This window comes from Pseudaquabacterium inlustre, assembly GCF_038066595.1.
Lineage (GTDB): Bacteria > Pseudomonadota > Gammaproteobacteria > Burkholderiales > Burkholderiaceae_C > Pseudaquabacterium > Pseudaquabacterium inlustre.
The window spans coordinates 173,645-188,980 of the sequence record NZ_JBBUTH010000001.1 but is presented as its reverse complement, the minus strand read 5'-3'; the positions used below and the strand labels follow the sequence as shown (position 1 = coordinate 188,980).

General features: G+C 71.1%; 15 protein-coding genes. 9 read left to right on the top strand and 6 right to left on the bottom strand.

Features of this window, described 5'->3' with window-relative positions; translation table 11 throughout:
- Positions 1-266 precede the first annotated feature (266 nt).
- Together AACH10_RS00905 and msrA are read left to right on the top strand one after the other, a co-directional pair.
- Positions 267-1,829, top strand: coding sequence for a UbiD family decarboxylase (locus AACH10_RS00905; protein ID WP_341408467.1), 1,563 nt, complete (start codon positions 267-269; stop codon positions 1,827-1,829).
- Positions 1,830-2,102: 273 nt separating this feature from the next.
- Complete coding sequence (gene msrA / locus AACH10_RS00900) at positions 2,103-2,633, top strand: peptide-methionine (S)-S-oxide reductase MsrA (RefSeq protein ID WP_341408466.1); 531 nt, start codon at positions 2,103-2,105, stop codon at positions 2,631-2,633.
- A gap of 97 nt (positions 2,634-2,730) precedes the next feature.
- Here msrA and pdxH read toward each other — a convergent pair whose 3' ends face one another.
- Positions 2,731-3,369 carry a pyridoxamine 5'-phosphate oxidase gene (pdxH, locus tag AACH10_RS00895; protein WP_341408465.1) on the bottom strand — a complete coding sequence of 213 codons (639 nt, stop codon included), beginning with the start codon at positions 3,367-3,369 and terminating at the stop codon, positions 2,731-2,733.
- Between the two features lie 250 nt (positions 3,370-3,619).
- On the opposite strand from pdxH, the gene AACH10_RS00890 reads away from it, so the two are divergent.
- The gene (locus tag AACH10_RS00890) at positions 3,620-4,306 is read left to right on the top strand and encodes a nucleotidyltransferase family protein (protein WP_341408464.1); all 687 of its coding nucleotides are present in this window, start codon (positions 3,620-3,622) and stop codon (positions 4,304-4,306) included.
- Here AACH10_RS00890 and AACH10_RS00885 read toward each other — a convergent pair.
- Positions 4,303-5,253 (bottom strand): IS481 family transposase, encoded by a 951-nt coding sequence (locus AACH10_RS00885; RefSeq protein WP_341408463.1) that lies wholly within the window; start codon positions 5,251-5,253, stop codon positions 4,303-4,305. The genes AACH10_RS00890 and AACH10_RS00885 overlap by 4 nt on opposite strands.
- A 98-nt stretch (positions 5,254-5,351) precedes the next feature.
- Complete coding sequence (locus AACH10_RS00880; RefSeq protein ID WP_341408462.1) at positions 5,352-6,041, bottom strand: gamma-glutamylcyclotransferase; 690 nt, start codon at positions 6,039-6,041, stop codon at positions 5,352-5,354.
- Positions 6,042-6,130: 89 nt separating this feature from the next.
- On the opposite strand from AACH10_RS00880, the gene edd reads away from it, so the two are divergent.
- Positions 6,131-7,951 carry a phosphogluconate dehydratase gene (gene edd, locus AACH10_RS00875; RefSeq protein ID WP_341408461.1) on the top strand — a complete coding sequence of 607 codons (1,821 nt, stop codon included), beginning with the start codon at positions 6,131-6,133 and terminating at the stop codon, positions 7,949-7,951.
- Positions 7,952-7,990: 39 nt separating this feature from the next.
- Complete coding sequence (eda, locus tag AACH10_RS00870) at positions 7,991-8,620, top strand: bifunctional 4-hydroxy-2-oxoglutarate aldolase/2-dehydro-3-deoxy-phosphogluconate aldolase (RefSeq protein WP_341408460.1); 630 nt, start codon at positions 7,991-7,993, stop codon at positions 8,618-8,620.
- A gap of 33 nt (positions 8,621-8,653) precedes the next feature.
- On the opposite strand, the gene AACH10_RS00865 is transcribed toward eda, so the two are convergent.
- Positions 8,654-8,902 carry a hypothetical protein gene (locus tag AACH10_RS00865; RefSeq protein ID WP_341408459.1) on the bottom strand — a complete coding sequence of 83 codons (249 nt, stop codon included), beginning with the start codon at positions 8,900-8,902 and terminating at the stop codon, positions 8,654-8,656.
- Positions 8,903-9,104: 202 nt separating this feature from the next.
- Here AACH10_RS00865 and AACH10_RS00860 point away from each other — a divergent pair, with 202 nt between their 5' ends.
- From AACH10_RS00860 to AACH10_RS00845, 4 genes are all read left to right on the top strand, one after another.
- The gene (locus AACH10_RS00860) at positions 9,105-10,103 is read left to right on the top strand and encodes a threo-3-hydroxy-L-aspartate ammonia-lyase (RefSeq protein WP_341408458.1); all 999 of its coding nucleotides are present in this window, start codon (positions 9,105-9,107) and stop codon (positions 10,101-10,103) included.
- Between the two features lie 30 nt (positions 10,104-10,133).
- On the top strand, positions 10,134-11,654 hold the full coding sequence (locus AACH10_RS00855) for a S10 family peptidase (RefSeq protein WP_341408457.1): 1,521 nt from the start codon (positions 10,134-10,136) through the stop codon (positions 11,652-11,654).
- 44 nt (positions 11,655-11,698) lie between these two features.
- Positions 11,699-12,757: a 6-phosphofructokinase gene (locus AACH10_RS00850; protein WP_341408456.1), complete on the top strand. Its 1,059-nt coding sequence runs from the start codon at positions 11,699-11,701 to the stop codon at positions 12,755-12,757.
- Positions 12,758-13,070: 313 nt separating this feature from the next.
- On the top strand, positions 13,071-13,229 hold the full coding sequence (locus tag AACH10_RS00845) for a DUF3149 domain-containing protein (protein ID WP_341408455.1): 159 nt from the start codon (positions 13,071-13,073) through the stop codon (positions 13,227-13,229).
- A gap of 18 nt (positions 13,230-13,247) precedes the next feature.
- Here the strand turns inward: AACH10_RS00845 and AACH10_RS00840 are convergent, their stop codons facing one another.
- Positions 13,248-14,036 (bottom strand): enoyl-CoA hydratase, encoded by a 789-nt coding sequence (locus AACH10_RS00840; RefSeq protein ID WP_341408454.1) that lies wholly within the window; start codon positions 14,034-14,036, stop codon positions 13,248-13,250.
- A gap of 180 nt (positions 14,037-14,216) precedes the next feature.
- Complete coding sequence (locus AACH10_RS00835; protein WP_341408453.1) at positions 14,217-15,335, bottom strand: GGDEF domain-containing protein; 1,119 nt, start codon at positions 15,333-15,335, stop codon at positions 14,217-14,219.
- Position 15,336: the final 1 nt, after the last annotated feature.

Genomic DNA, 15,336 nt, shown 5'->3' with positions numbered 1-15,336 from the left:
ATCCTTTCTTCGGGCCTCCGACGGCGGGCCGCGCCTCGCACAGCGAGGAGGGGCTTGGGTCGGGGGCCGATAATCGTCCGCTGGTCTGCCGGAGCCACCTTGCAGTGGCCGTGGGCACAGACCCGGAACTGGCAGCGTTGCGCCCTGCTCGAGCCAGCGGCACGACGGGCGCGGGTTAACCCGAAGTATCGGGCTGAGAGGCATTCTAGGAAGCCTCGAAATAACCGGTCAAGCATAAGACTTTCGTCTCTTATTCATTCCGAATTATGAAATACCGCGATTTGCGCGATTTCGCTGCCCAGCTGGAGGCGCAGGGCGAGTTGCGCCGCGTGACGACGCCGGTGTCGCCGGTGCTCGAGATGACCGCCCTGGCCGACCGCGTGCTGCGCGCCGAAGGTCCGGCGCTGTGGTTCAGCCAGCCCACCGGCCACCGCGTGCCGGTGTTGGCCAACCTGTTCGGCACGCCGCGGCGCGTGGCGCTGGGCATGGGTGCGGCCGATGTGTCCGAGCTGCGCGATATCGGCACGCTGCTGTCACGGCTGAAGGAGCCCGAGCCGCCGCAGGGGCTGAAGGACGCCGGCCGCTTCGTGCAACTGGCCAAGGCCGTGTGGGACATGAAGCCCACGCGCCGCCGCGACGGCCCCTGCCGCGAGGTGGAACAGCTGGGTGACGAGATCGACCTCGGCCAGTGGCCGATCCAGACCTGCTGGCCGGGCGACGCTGCGCCGCTGATCACCTGGGGCCTGGTGGTCACACGCGGTCCGCAGGGCGTGGCGCGGCCGCGCCTGCGCCAGAACATCGGCATCTACCGCCAGCAGGTGATCGGCCCGCGCGAGGTCATCATGCGCTGGCTGGCGCACCGCGGCGGCGCGCTGGATTTTCGTGACTTCGCCCGCGCCAACCCCGGCCAGCCGTTCCCGATCGCCGTGGCGCTGGGCGCCGATCCGGCCACCACGCTGGGCGCGGTGACGCCGGTGCCCGACAGCTTGAGCGAGTACCAGTTCGCCGGTCTGCTGCGCGGCAGCGCCACCGAACTGGTGGACTGCGCCGTGGGCGAGGGCGAGCGCAAGCTGCAGGTGCCGGCCACGGCCGAGATCGTGCTGGAAGGCCACATCCCCACCGCCGCGCCGGGCTTCGAAGGTCGCAGCGCCCACGGCGTGCCAGTCAAGGAGATCGGCGGCTACCTGCATGCGCTGGAAGGCCCGTACGGCGATCACACCGGTTACTACAACGAACAGGACTGGTTCCCGGTGTTCCGCATCGACCGGCTCACGCACCGGCGCGACCCGGTCTACCACTCCACCTACACCGGCAAGCCGCCCGACGAGCCCGCGGTGCTGGGCGTGGCGTTGAACGAAGTGTTCGTGCCCATCCTGCAGAAGCAGTTTCCCGAGATCGTCGACTTCTATCTGCCGCCGGAAGGTTGCAGCTACCGCATGGCGATCATCTCGATCAAGAAGGCCTACCCCGGCCATGCCAAGCGGCTGATGTTCGGGCTGTGGAGCTACCTGCGCCAGTTCATGTACACCAAGTTCATCGTGGTGACCGACGACGACGTGGACATCCGCGACTGGAAGGACGTGATGTGGGCCATCACCACCCGCATGGACCCGGCGCGCGACACCACCTTGGTGGATTCGACGCCGATCGACTACCTGGACTTCGCGTCGCCGGTCAGCGGGCTGGGCGGGAAGATGGGGCTGGACGCCACGAACAAGTGGCCCGGCGAGACGCAGCGCGAATGGGGTCGCACGATCACCATGCCGGCCGAGGTGACCGGCCGCATCGAGGACGTGTTCAAGGCCGTGATGGCCGGCCGGTCGACCTGACCCCACGCAGCCGACATGCGATCTCGACTTGAAGCCCGCCGCGGCTTGGAGTAATGTTGAGTCGCCTTCGATGAAGGTACCTCCATTCACGCAGTCGCTGCGTGAAACGGGGCCCCGGGCCCACTTTCCCCGGATCCCCACATGGTGGCCATCGGCCACCCGCCCCTCCGGCGCCGCAAGGTCCGGAGGGGTTTCGTTTTGTGGGCCGGCGCGGGCGGACGGTGGCGGCCCACAATCGGCGCCAATCCCTTGAACTCACCTGGAGACGCGTGCATGAGCCTCGAGACCATCACCCTGGGCGGCGGCTGCTTCTGGTGCCTGGAGGCCGTGTACGAGCAGGTGCAGGGCGTTGCGGCCGTCGAGTCAGGCTACTGCAATGGCCACCTGGCCCGGCCCACCTACGAGCAGGTATGCGAGGGCGACACCGGCCATGTGGAAGTGGTGAAGCTCGCCTTCGACCCGGCAGTGATCAGCCTGCGCGAGGTGCTGCAGATCTTCTTCGCCATCCACGACCCCACCACGCTGAACCGCCAGGGCAACGACATCGGGCCGCAGTACCGCTCGGGCATCTACCTCAGCGATCCGGCGCATGAGGCCGTGGCGCGCGAGGTGCTGGCCGAGGCGAATGCGGCGCATGGCGGCCGGGTGGTGACCGAGTTGCAGCCGCTGGCCAACTACCACCGCGCCGAGGACTACCACCAGCACTACTTCGCCAACCACCCGCACCAGGGTTACTGCGCCTTCGTGGTCGGGCCCAAGGTGGAAAAGTTCAGGAAGACCTTCGCCAGCCGCGTGCGGCGCTGATTGATGCGGGGCCGGCCGAGCGCCCGGCCGCCCGAAGCCGGCCGGCAAACCCGCCCGGCGGGTGGTGCCGCGTACCCGCGGCACCGGGTGCCCCAATTCACGGCGCCAGCCGCTCCTTGACCCACTGCCCGGCCTCCAGCCGGTAGCGGATGCGGTCGTGCAGGCGGCTCTTGCGGCCCTGCCAGAACTCCCAGCGGTCGGGCAGCAGGCGGTAGCCGCCCCAGTGCGGCGGACGCGGCGGGTGCAGCAGGAACTGCGCGCCGTACTTGGCGGCATTGGCCACCAGCACCGCGCGCGAACTGATCACTTCGCTCTGCGGCGAGGCCCAGGCGCCGATGCGCGAATCCAGCGGGCGCGAGGCGTAGTAGGCGTCGGATTCCTCGTCCGACACCTTCTCGACCGCGCCTTCCACGCGCACCACCCGCTCCAGTTCCACCCAATGGAACTGCAGGGCGGCAAACGGCCGGCCGGCGATCTCGCGGCCCTTGCGGCTGGCGTAGTTGGTGAACCAGACCAGTCCACGCTCGTCCACGCCCTTGATCAGCACGATGCGGGTGGACGGCCGGCCGTCCTCGCCCACGGTGGCCAGGGTCATGGCGTTCGGTTCGGGCACCTGGGCGGCCAGGGCTTCGTCCAGCCAGGTGCGAAACTGCGCCAGCGGCGCGTCGGCGGCCGCGTTCTCGTCGAGTTCGGCGCGCTCGTAGCTCTTGCGGAGGTCGGCAATGCGGGGATCCATGCGGCCAGTATGCCGCGCTGGCACAGCGCGTGGGCTCGCCGCGCGCCGGCGCTGCATCCGTCTGTTCGAATTCCGCTCACCCACCGTGCAAGGCCCCTGCAAGCTCGGTGATCCACCCTAAGTGCAATGCCCTAGGTGATCGTCCGACTGTCTGCCACGGTCGGCCGAGCCCATGCTTGACCTCGATGACAGCGCGTCCGCCAGTGCCGGGGAGGCTGCGGAAGTCGTCGTCATCTGCCCGCCAATCCGAATGAAACCGCAACCCGTCATCGTGGTGCTGGCCGCCGGCCGCGGCAGCCGCTTCGCCGGTCCGCGCCACAAGCTGGCGCAGGACCTGGGTGACACCAGCGTGCTGGGCCGCACCATCGGCCATGCCATCGAGACGCGCCTGCCGGTGCTGGTGGTCACCACCGAGCCGCTGGCCGCTGAAGCCGCGCGTTGGGTGGCGCGGCGCGACATCGTGCTGCTGCCCGAGGTGGGGCAGGGCGGTGGCCAGCCGCTGGGCATGGGCTACTCCATCGCCACCGGTGTGGCGGCGCGGCCCAACGCCACCGGTTGGCTGGTGCTGCCGGGTGACATGCCGCTGGTGCAGCCGGCCAGCCTGCTGGCCGTGGCGTCGGCCCTCGAGCACCACCCGGTGGCCTACGCGCAGCACCAGGGGCGGCGCGGGCACCCGGTGGGCTTCGCGGCGGAACTGTTCTCGGAACTGGTTGCGCTGACCGGCGACGAAGGCGCCCGCCGCGTGATGGCGCGCTATCCGTCGGTGGGGGTGGAACTGCCTGACACCGGGGTGCTGGTGGATGTGGACACCGAGGCTGATCTGGCGGCGCTGCGGGCCACCCCGCCGGCGGCACCTGCTGCCCCGGCCGCACCCGCTGCCTCCGTGGCCCCTGTCGCGCCAGCCCTGGCCGCCGCGGGCGGGGGTCGCCGCGCCTAGATGTGAAGTGTCAACAGGTTCTTGTCGAGCGCGGGGAGGCGTGAGACAGGGACATTGAGCTGGATGCCGTGGTGCTGGCGATGCCAGTTGTAGAAGTGCGTCCAGACAGGCAAGGCGTGGTTGCGCTGCGCCGAGTTGGCGTAGGCGCGGCCGTAGGCCCATTCGCGTAGCGCGGACTGGATGAAGCGCTCGGCCTTGCCGTTGGTCTGTGGTCGATAGGCGCGGGTGAAATGTTGGGCGATGCCCTGCTCCAGGCAGGCCTCGGCGAAGGCTGCGGAGTAGAACGCTTTTCCGTTGTCCGTGAGCACACGCTGGATCGGCACGCCAAGCGTGCCGAAATATGCCGCCGCAGCACGCACAAATGCGGCAGCGCTGTGCCCCGTTTCGTCGGGATAGACCTGGGTGAAGGCGACCCGGCTGTTGTCGTCCACGGCCACGAAGACGAAGTCCCATCCAATGGCTCTGGCGCGCTGGGTTCGGTCCCCCGTGATGCGATGCCCCACCTTGTCGAATCGCCCGAGCTTCTTGGTGTCGATGTGCAGCAGTTCGCCAGGCGCTTCGCGCTCGTATCGCTGGACCGGCTCGTCGGGCTGTAGGTCGCTCAGACGCGACAACCCGGCGCGACGCAGCACGCGACTGACCGTGGCCTTGGACACGCCCATGTACGAGGCGATGCGCGCTTGCAGAAACATCTTCCGGCGCAGTTCAACGATCGTCAGGGCGACGCTGGGATCGATGCTTCGAGGCGATCGGGCCGGACGCGACGACTTATCCATCAGCCCGACGGCGCCCTCGACCAGGTAGCGTTCCAGCCACTTGCGGGCGGTGACCGCACTGACGCCATGTTGGCGGCCAGCCTGGGCGGCGCTTACACCGTGTTCGGTGATGTCCTTGACCATCTCCAGTCGGCGCAGGTACGTCAATCGGGCATGCTTATGGGTGTTCATCCGGTTCGGGCTTTGAGTTAGACGGGCGGTTTGGCGATTGCCAGTCTCTCAAAACCTCTCCGGGTGAACACCCGCAACAACCTATTGAACCTTCACACCTAGACCAAGCCCTGCCGCCGGGCCAACGCCAGCAGGCGGGCGCTCTCGCGGTCGCACATGCGGTGGCTGTGCAGGCTCTCGGCGGTGCGCACCAGGTAATCCAGCGTGCTGCCGTAGCGCCCGTGGGCGTGGCGCAGGATGTGCAGCATCTCCGCGTCGCCGATCGGGCCTGTGAAGCTGGGGCTCTTGCGGCTGAGCGTGAAAGCCAGCGCCGCCACCGTGCCGTCGGCGGTCTGGCAGCGCAGCCAGCGCGGGTCGTACACGCCGGTGGGCATCTCGCGCAGCCACAGGCGATCCAGTTCCGCCGAGGCGCGCTCGCGCGGGATGCGGTAGACCATGCCGCGGCACATGCCGCCCGACACCAGGGCATAGACCAACCCCGGACGCTCCGGCGTGCCGCGGTTCACGCGTGAGCGCATGCGGAACGCGCGGTGCCAGCCGCGCACCAGGGCCGGGCGGTGCTCGGCGGATTCGAACTCGGGACGCCAGATCAGGGATGCGTAGCCGAACACCCACAGGTCGCTGCGGCCGCCCCATTCGGCGCGCACACGCGCCAGCAGCGCCGCGGTGTCGCGCAGCGGGGCCGGCAGCGCGGTGGGGCCGTCCACCTGGGCAGCCACCGGCTCAGGTGCCGGGTACGGAGCCGGGAGATCGCCGTTGTGCATGGCGCCCGAGCATGCCAGATCCATGCCTGTCCGCCGCCGTCGTGGCATTCGGTGACGGTTGACCATGTAACCAGGTTACTTGATAATCGAATCCACTGTTACATGGAGACGGCATGAAGCCCCGCATCGTCGACGTCACCCAGCGCATCCGTGAACGCAGCGCGGCGCTGCGCAGCGCCTATCTGGCGCGGGTGGACCGGCTGACCGGCCGCGCGCCCGGTGCCCAGCGCATGGGCTGTGCCAATGTGGCCCATGCCTTTGCCGCGCTGCCGGGCGACGAGCGCCTGCGCATCGTGGCCGAGCGCGCGCCCAACCTGGCCGTGGTGACGGCCTACAACGACATGCTGTCGGCGCATCAGCCTTATGAGGGCTACCCGGCGCTGATCCGCGCCGAGGCGCAGCGCCATGGCGCCACGGTGCAGGTGGCCGGTGGCGTGCCGGCCATGTGCGACGGTGTCACGCAAGGCCTGCCCGGCATGGAGCTGAGCCTGTTCTCGCGCGACACCATCGCGATGGGCACGGCCGTGGCGTTGAGCCACGATGTGTTCGACGGCGCGCTGCTGCTGGGCATCTGCGACAAGATCGTGCCCGGCCTGCTGATCGGCGCGCTGCACTTCGGGCACCTGCCCTGCGTGTTCGTGCCCGCCGGGCCGATGGCCTCGGGCCTGTCGAACGGTGACAAGGCCAAGGTGCGCGAACGGGCCGCCCAGGGCCTGGTGGGGCGCGACGAGCTGCTGGCGGCCGAGCAGGCCGCGTACCACGGCGCCGGCACTTGCACCTTCTACGGCACGGCCAACAGCAACCAGATGCTGCTGGAGGCCATGGGCCTGCATGTGCCGGGCGCCGCCTTCGTGCACCCGCACACGCCGCTGCGCGAGGCGCTGACGCGTGAGGCCGTGGCCACGCTGCTGGGCATCACCGAGCGCAGCGCGCGCTTCACGCCCATCGGCCGCCTGGTCGACGAGCGCGTGATCGTCAACGCCATGGTCGCGCTGCTGGCCACCGGCGGCAGCACCAACCACCTGATCCACTGGGTGGCGGTGGCGCGCGCGGCCGGCATCCTGATCGACTGGACCGATTTCTCCGATCTGTCGGCCGAGGTGCCGCTGCTGGCTCGCGTGTACCCCAACGGCAGCGCCGACGTGAATCAGTTCCAGGCCGCCGGTGGCACCGGCTATGTGTTGCGTGAATTGTTGGATGCCGGCTACCTGCACGGTGATGTGGCCACCGTGGCGGCCGGCGGCATGGCCGCGTACGGCCAGGTGCCGCGGCTGGCGCCCTCTGGCGGCGTGGCTTGGGACGCCACGCCTGCCGCCAGCGCCGACGAAGGCGTGGTGCGCCCGGCCGCGGCGCCGTTCTCGCCCAGCGGCGGCCTCAAGCTGCTGAGCGGCAACCTGGGTCGCGCGGTGATCAAGGTCTCGGCCGTGCCCGAGGAGCGCCACGTCATCGAAGCGCCGGCCCGGGTGTTCACCAGCCAGGAGGCCATGCAGGCCGCCTTCAAGGCCGGCGAACTGAACCGCGATGTGGTGGTGGTGGTGCGCTTCCAGGGCCCGCAGTCCAACGGCATGCCCGAACTGCACAAGCTGACGCCGCCGCTGGCCGTGCTGCAGGGCCAGGGCTTCCGCGTGGCCCTGGTCACCGACGGCCGCATGAGCGGCGCCAGCGGCAAGGTGCCGGCCGCCATCCACGTGAGCCCCGAGGCCCTGGCCGGCGGCCCGCTGGCCCGCGTGCGCGACGGCGACCTGATCCGCCTGGATGCCGTGGCCGGCACGCTGGCCGCCCTGGTGCCGGACGACGAATGGGCCGCGCGCGACCTGGCCACGCTGGACCCGGCCCAGGCCGAGGACAGCGCCCACGGCCTGGGCCGCGAGCTGTTCGGCGGTCTGCGCCGCACCGTGCGCAGCGCCGAAGAGGGCGCCGTCACCTGGCTGTGACCCTGGATCGCCCAACGAATTCATCAGACTGGACCCTTCATGACCCTCGACACCTTGAGCCTGGCCGGCCACGGCCCCGTCATTCCCGTCATCGTGCTGCAACGCGTGCAGGACGCCGTGCCGCTGGCCGAGGCCCTGCTGGCCGGCGGCGTCAAGGTGCTGGAGGTGACGATGCGCACGCCGGTGGCGCTGCAGTGCATCGAGGCCATCGCCAAGGCGCTGCCCGAGGCCCTGGTCGGCGCCGGCACCATCCGCTCGGCGGCCGATGCCCAGGCCGCGCTGGATGCCGGCAGCCGCTTTGCCGTGAGCCCCGGCTACACCGCCGAGGTGGGTGCCGCCTGCCGCCGCATCGGCCTGCCGCTGCTGCCCGGCGTGGCCACGGCCAGCGAGGTGATGGCCGCCAATGCCGACGGCCTGAACTTCCTGAAGTTCTTCCCGGCCGTGCAGGCCGGCGGCGTGGCCATGCTCAAGGCGCTGGGCGGTCCGTTCCCCGATGTGGTGTTCTGCCCCACCGGCGGCCTGACGCCCGAGACCGCACCGCAGTTCCTGGCCTTGCCCAATGTCAAGGTCTGCGGTGGCTCATGGCTGACGCCGGCCGATGCCGTGGCGGCGGGGGATTGGGGCTGCATCACGGCGCTGGCCCGCGCCACGCACGCGCTGCGCGGCTGAACCGGACCTGCCCGGCCGGCCTCTCGTGCCCCCTCAGGCGCGTGACACGCTGACGCGCAGCCACTGGCCCAGCGCATCGGCGGCGGCCTGCAGCCCGGGAGCGGTGGAGCCGCGCGCCAGCGCCAGGCAGCCGCGCGCATAGGCCCGGTCCAGGCGCAGCCGCGCCAGGTCCACATCGTGACCGTCGCCGGCCATCAGCAGGCGGAACTCGGCCAGCGCCGCGGCCTCCTGTGGCGGCAGGGCGGGTGGGGGCGGCGCGTCGGTGGTCATCAAGGCAGGCATGGTGTCCCCGTGCTCTGCAGGTTCGATGCCAGCCAGGGTGTGCACAGCATAGGCTGCCGCATGAGCGGCAAATTCGGCAGCAGCGGCAGGAAAGCGCTGCAAACCGCCCGCGCGCGGCCCGGGCGCCATGCACCGTGGCAGGGCATGGCCGCATCGCGGTGCATGCCGTGGCGCGGCGCATCGGGCCGTTATGCTGTGGCGGATGAGCCCCTCGCCCCTCGCCATCCAGCCGGCCGATGTGCTGGCCGCCGCCCAGCGCCTGCGTGGCGTGGCCCACCGCACGCCGGTGCTGCGCTCGCGCACGGCCGATGCCCGCAGCGGCGCCACGCTGTTCTTCAAGGCCGAGAACCAGCAGCGCATGGGCGCCTTCAAGTTCCGCGGCGGCTACAACGCGCTGGCGCAGTTCACGCCCGAGCAGCGCCGCGCCGGCGCGTTGGCCTTCAGCTCGGGCAACCATGCCCAGGCCGTGGCGCTGGCCGGGCGGCTGCTGGACATCCCCACCGTGATCGTGATGCCCCACGACGCGCCCGCCGCCAAGCTGGCCGCCACGCGCGAGTACCAGGCCGGCCAGGCCGGCAGCGAGGTGGTGCTGTACGACCGCTACACCGAAGACCGCGACGCCATCGGACAGCGCCTGGCCACTGAGCGCGGCATGACCCTGATCCCGCCGTTTGATCACCCGCATGTGATGGCCGGGCAAGGCACGGCTGCGCTCGAGCTGATCGACGAGGTGGGTGCGCTCGATGCGCTGCTGGTGTGCGTGGGCGGCGGCGGCCTGATCTCGGGCTGCGCCACCATCGCCAAGGCCATGCTGCCGGATGTGCGCGTGATCGGTGTCGAGCCCGAGGCCGGCAACGACACGCAGCTGAGCCTGGCGCGTGGCGAGATCGTCACCATCCCGGTGCCGCGCACCATTGCGGATGGCGCCATGTCGCCGGCCAGCGGACAACTCACCTTTCCGGTGATCCAGGCCCTGGTGGAGCGCATCGTCACGGTCAGTGACGCGCAACTGGTGGAGACGATGCGCTTTTTTGCCGAGCGCCTGAAGCAGGTGGTCGAGCCCACCGGCTGCCTGGCTGCCGCCGCCGCGCTGAACCCCGGCCTGGCGGGGCTGCCCGACCTGCGCGGTGCACGCGTCGGCGTCATCGTGTCGGGCGGCAATGTCGACCTGCCGCGTTTTGCCGAGTACCTGGCGCGCTGAGCGCCCGCCTGCCCACCCAAGGCCCCGTTCATGACCGACACCGCCACCACCAGCAACTCGCCGAACCCGGACACCAGCGATGCCGCCAAGCGCCAGCGCGCGCGTGTCGACAGCCTGCTCGCCCGTCCCGGCGTCACCCACGACGACCAGCTGACCCTGGCCGACGGCCGCACGCTGGCCTACCGGGTGCACGTCGGCTTCCTGCCGGTGCTGGCCGGCGGCCTGGGGGCCGAGGCCGGCGAGCCGCAGGCGGCGGTGATGACCACAGCCTACACGGTGCCGCAGCCCGAGGGCGCGCCGCAGCGCCCGGTGTGCTTCGCCTTCAACGGCGGGCCGGGCTCGTGCTCGATCTGGCTGCAGCTGGGCGCGCTGGGCCCCAAGCGCGTGCCGGTGTCGGACGACGGCATGCTCGGCCCCTCACCCTGGGCCGTGGAGGACAACCCGCTGACCTGGCTGGCGCACTTCGACCTGGTGTTCCTCGATCCGCCGCACACCGGCTGGTCCACCAGCGCCAGCGACGCGGCGCGCAAGACGCTGCTGTCGGTGGACGGCGACGTCGAGGCCCTGGCCGGGGTGATGCGCGGCTGGCTGGCGGCGCACCGGCGCTTCGGCGCGCCGCTGTACCTGGCCGGCGAGAGCTACGGCACCACGCGCGGCGCGGCCCTGGTGGACAAGATGCTGGACCTGGGCCTGGCCGTCGACGGCGCCATCCTGGTCAGTTGCGCGATGGACCTGCAAAGCCTGGTCTTCGCGCCGAAGAACGATCTGCCCTATGCGCTGTTCCTGCCGGCCTATGCCGCCACTGCGCAGTACCACGGCACGCTGCAGGGGGCGCTGGGCGCGTCGGCCGAGGCTGCCCGCACGGCGGCGGAAGACTTCGCCCAGGGCGACTACCTGCGCGCATTGCACGCCGGTGCCCGGCTGGATGCGCGCCAGCGCAGCCGCGTGGCGCGCCGCGTGGCCGAGCTCACCGGCCTGAGCCCCGCCCTGGTCGAGGCCTGCAACCTGCGGATCAGCGACAGCCGCTTCTTCGTCGAGGCGCTGCGCGGGCGCGGCCGCCTGGTCGGCCGGCTGGAATCGCGCGCCACCGCACCGCTGGCGGCCAGCCAGGAGCGGCAGATGCTGTTCGACCCCGGCATCGATGCCTTGCTGGCGCCCTACGCCACGGCGGCCATGGCCTGGTTCAGCCGGATCGGCCTGCCGGTCGAGCCGCGTTTCGAGGTGATGAACGGCGAGGTCAATCGCGCCTGGGAATGGCGGCGCGGCAGCGGGGAAGGGCGCATCGAGGCCAACGGCTTCACCAGCACCAGCGACGATCTGGCGCGCGCGCTGCGCCGCAACCCGCACCTGCGCGTGTTCGTGGCCAGCGGCCGCTACGACCTGGGCACACCGTATTCGGCCACCGACTGGTCGCTGGCCCAGCTGGACGCGCCGGCCGAGGTGCTGGCGCGCATCACCCACCGCTATTACGACGCCGGCCACATGATGTACACGCGCCAGGCTGATCTGGCGCAGATGGCGGCCGATCTGGCCGCCTGGCTGGGCCGCTGATCCGGCACGATCGGGGTTTTCATTCCGCACGAGGACACCACCCCATGCATGTCGGCATCCTGACCGGTGGCGGCGACTGCCCCGGCCTGAACGCGGTGATCCGCGCCGTGACGCTGGCGCTGATCAACGAATGCGGCGCCCGCGTCACTGGCATCCGCCGCGGCTTCCTGGGCCTGATCGAGCGCGATGTTCAGGCACTGGACCGCGCCGCGGTGGCCGGTATCCTGGCCCAGGGCGGCACCATCCTGGCCACGCACAACAAGTGCGACCCGTTCCACTACTTCGGCGCCGGCGGCGCCGATGTCTCGGCCCGAGCCATGGCCTTCGTGCGCGAGCTGGGGCTGGATGCGCTGGTGGCCATCGGCGGCGACGGCACGATGACCATCGCCCACCGCTTCGAGGCGCTGGGCCTGCCGGTGGTGGGCGTGCCCAAGACCATCGACAACGACCTGCAGCACACCGACCGCACCTTCGGCTTCGACAGCGCGGTGGCCGTGGTGGCCGAGGCGCTCGACCGGCTGGAGACCACCGCCCGCAGCCACGGCCGCGTGATGGTGCTGGAAACCATGGGCCGCTACGCCGGCTGGATCGCGCTGGAAGGTGGCATGGCCGGCGGCGCCGACGTGATCCTGCTGCCTGAGCTGCCGTACCAGCTGGAGGCGGTGGCCGACGTCTGCCGCGCGCGCGAGGTCCAGGGCCTGTGCACGCTGGTCTGCATTGCCGAGGGCGCCAAGGCCGAAGGCGGCGAGCTGGTGGTGGCGCAGACCCTGGCCGACAGCCCCGATCCGTTGCGCCTGGGCGGCGTTGGCGCGGTGCTGGCGCACCAGTTGCAGCCGCTGGTGCAAAGCGAGGTGCGCGCCACCCTGTTGGGCCATGTGCAGCGCGGCGGCTCGCCGACGCCCTTTGACCGCGTGCTGGCCACGCGCTTCGGCTATGCCGCGGCGCAGCTGGTGGAGCGGCGGCAGTGGGGCCGCATGGTCACGCTGGCGGGGTCAGACATTGCCAGCGTGCCGCTGGAGGCCGTGGCCGGGCGCAACCGGCCGGTGCCGGCCGACCATCCGCTGCTGGCGGCGGCCCGCGGGCTGGGCGTGTCGCTGGGCTGAAACCTCAGCCGGGCGTGGAGTCTTGCCGTCCTGACAAGTTCCGTCACGCTCCCCCTGCATTTGCCCGGATGGCAGGCCCGGCCCGGCGGCGTAAGGTTGAGCTGTCGTGGGTTCGCTGAGGTGAAGCGCGGTCCGGCCGATCCGGGCGGCGCAGGCGCCAGGCCACGGCAGCGATGAGGAGCATTGCCCCCGGGATCAGGTCAAACCCCCGGGGGCTTTTTTTTGGGCGCCGGGTGCGGGTTTGAGGCAGCGCAAGCACCGCCGGGGGGATCAGGCGTCAGATGCGTGCATCGACTTGCAACGGAGCAACGACATGCACGCCCTGAAGGACTTCTTCACCACCGACTACGGCCTGCTCAGCGCGGTGGTCATCGTGTTCACGCTCGGCATGGGCGTCTTCTACGGCCGCTACTTCGCCAAGCACATCAAGGAAGACACCGAGCGCGCCGAGCGCGAGAAGCTGGCGCATTGAGCCCGGTGCCGCAGCGCGTCAGGCGCTGCGATTGCGCGCCCGCACGGCCTCGCGGCGTTGTTCGACGCCGTCGGCCGTGACCTTTGAATTGAACTCGCGGGCGCGGGTCTTTTCCAGCACCATGCCCTCGCCGAACGGCAGGCGGTAGCCGTCGTTGATCACGGCCTTGTAGCGCAGCAGCATCTCGGGCAGCGTGCCCAGCATGTCGCGCGCCAGCGCCTTGGCGCTGTCCAGCAGCGCCTCGGGCGCCACCACGCGGTTGACGAAGCCCCAGGCGGCGGCCTGCTCGGCGCTCACCCAGTTGCCGGTGAACGACACCTCGCGCGCCCGGTACGGTCCGATGGCGCGCGACAGCCGCTGTGAGAGGCCCCAGCCCGGGCTGACGCCCACGCGCGCATGTGTGTCGGCAAAGCGCGCGGCGCTGCTGGCCAGCAGCACATCGCAGCACAGCGCCAGCTCGAATCCGCCGGTCACGGCGGCGCCGTTGATGGCGCCGATCACCGGCTTGGGGCAGCGGTCGATGGCCGCCACCGGGTCGCCTGCAGCCTTGCCCGAGCCCAGCGAGCCTTCGCCGGCGCCGATTTCCTTCAGGTCCAGCCCGGCGCTGAAGGCGCGGCCGGCACCGGTGAGGATGATCACGCGCACCGCGTCGTTGGCGCTGAGCGCGTCGATCGTGTCAGCCAGCTCGCTCATCAGCCCGCGCGACAGCGCGTTCATGGCCTGCGGCCGGTTCAGCGTGACGACGGCAAAGCCGGCGGGGTCGATCTCGGTCAGGATCAGGGCAGCGTCGGGGGCGGCATCGGCCAAGGCGGTCTCCAGCGTTTGAAAGCCGGCCGATGCTGCCAGCGCGTGGCCTGGCCAGGTGTCGCGATCGCGGCAGGCCAAGGCCGAAACCCAGCGACCGCCGCGGAACCGGCTCTGCCGGGCCGCTGGCGGTGCCCAAGGAGGAGTGCCCAGGGGGAGCGCCCTTGGGCGCTTCGGGGGTGACTAATGCAGAATTTCCACGCGGTTGCGCCCGTTGCGCTTGGCCTGGTACAGCGCGGCGTCGGCGCTGTGCACCAGGGCTGCTGCGCCGCCGCCGGCCAGCGGCACGGTGGCGGCCACGCCGATGCTCACGCTGATGGGATAGCCGCCCTCGATGATCGGCCGCGTGTCGGCCGCGGCCACGGCGCGGCGGATGATCTCGGCGATCTCCAGCGCGCCGGTGGCCGAGGTGCCGGGCAGCACCACGGCGAACTCTTCGCCGCCGTAGCGTGTGGCCATGTCGCCGGCGCGGCGCACATTGTCGCGGATCACCTTGCCCACCAGGGCCAGGAAGGCGTCGCCCATCTGGTGGCCGAACAGGTCGTTCAGCGATTTGAAGCGGTCCACGTCGATCATCATCAGCGCCAGTGGCTGGGCGTCGCGCAGCGCGCGGAACCATTCCTTGTTCAGCGTGGCGTCGAACACGCGGCGGTTGGGCAGGCCGGTCAGCGCGTCGGTGGAGGCCAGGGCCGACAGTTCGGCGTTCACCTGGCCCAGCTGTTCCTCGGTGCGGCGGCGTTGCTCGGCGTCGCGCATCGTCACCAGGTAGTCGCCCAGGCCGTTGCCCGGCGGCAGCGGCGCGACGCGGGCCTCCACCCAGCGCGTGCCGCCGTCGCGGCGCAGCGTGCGGAACAGGTCGGGCCCGGCGCCGCGCTGCGCGGCCTTGGTGAAGTGGCGGGCGATGAAGGCGGCGCGCTCCTCGGGCACCAGCAGCTCGGCCAGCGTGTGGCCGTGCAGGTCGGCCGGCTCGCAGCCCAGCAGCGTGCGCGTGGCCGGCGAGGCGTAGCGGATGGCCAGATCGGCGTCCACGGCCACGATCAGGTCCATCGAGTGTTCGGCCAGCAGGCGAAAACGCACCTCGGCGCCGTCGTTGGCCGGGCGGCGGTCGCCCTCGGCCAGCAGCAGCCGGCGGCCGTCGGACAGGCGCAGCGCCGCCGGGCGGGCGCCGGGCCGGCGCTGGGCCTGCAACTGCGCGGCCTGGCGGTTGGCCAGCAGCGGCTGGCCGTCGGCATCGACCAGGCTGCAGGCCAGGCCGAAGCCGTCCAGCAACTGCGCCAGGGCCTGAAGGTCCGCCTCGTTCAAC

What these genes read in the sequence shown, in the direction of transcription:
- AACH10_RS00905 (WP_341408467.1), top strand. Translation starts at nt 267, where the DNA reads ATGAAATACCGCGATTTGCGCGATTTCGCTGCCCAGCTGGAGGCGCAG.
- msrA (WP_341408466.1), top strand. Translation starts at nt 2,103, where the DNA reads ATGAGCCTCGAGACCATCACCCTGGGCGGCGGCTGCTTCTGGTGCCTG.
- pdxH (WP_341408465.1), bottom strand. Translation starts at nt 3,369, where the DNA reads ATGGATCCCCGCATTGCCGACCTCCGCAAGAGCTACGAGCGCGCCGAA.
- AACH10_RS00890 (WP_341408464.1), top strand. Translation starts at nt 3,620, where the DNA reads ATGAAACCGCAACCCGTCATCGTGGTGCTGGCCGCCGGCCGCGGCAGC.
- AACH10_RS00885 (WP_341408463.1), bottom strand. Translation starts at nt 5,253, where the DNA reads ATGAACACCCATAAGCATGCCCGATTGACGTACCTGCGCCGACTGGAG.
- AACH10_RS00880 (WP_341408462.1), bottom strand. Translation starts at nt 6,041, where the DNA reads ATGGATCTGGCATGCTCGGGCGCCATGCACAACGGCGATCTCCCGGCT.
- edd (WP_341408461.1), top strand. Translation starts at nt 6,131, where the DNA reads ATGAAGCCCCGCATCGTCGACGTCACCCAGCGCATCCGTGAACGCAGC.
- eda (WP_341408460.1), top strand. Translation starts at nt 7,991, where the DNA reads ATGACCCTCGACACCTTGAGCCTGGCCGGCCACGGCCCCGTCATTCCC.
- AACH10_RS00865 (WP_341408459.1), bottom strand. Translation starts at nt 8,902, where the DNA reads ATGCCTGCCTTGATGACCACCGACGCGCCGCCCCCACCCGCCCTGCCG.
- AACH10_RS00860 (WP_341408458.1), top strand. Translation starts at nt 9,105, where the DNA reads ATGAGCCCCTCGCCCCTCGCCATCCAGCCGGCCGATGTGCTGGCCGCC.
- AACH10_RS00855 (WP_341408457.1), top strand. Translation starts at nt 10,134, where the DNA reads ATGACCGACACCGCCACCACCAGCAACTCGCCGAACCCGGACACCAGC.
- AACH10_RS00850 (WP_341408456.1), top strand. Translation starts at nt 11,699, where the DNA reads ATGCATGTCGGCATCCTGACCGGTGGCGGCGACTGCCCCGGCCTGAAC.
- AACH10_RS00845 (WP_341408455.1), top strand. Translation starts at nt 13,071, where the DNA reads ATGCACGCCCTGAAGGACTTCTTCACCACCGACTACGGCCTGCTCAGC.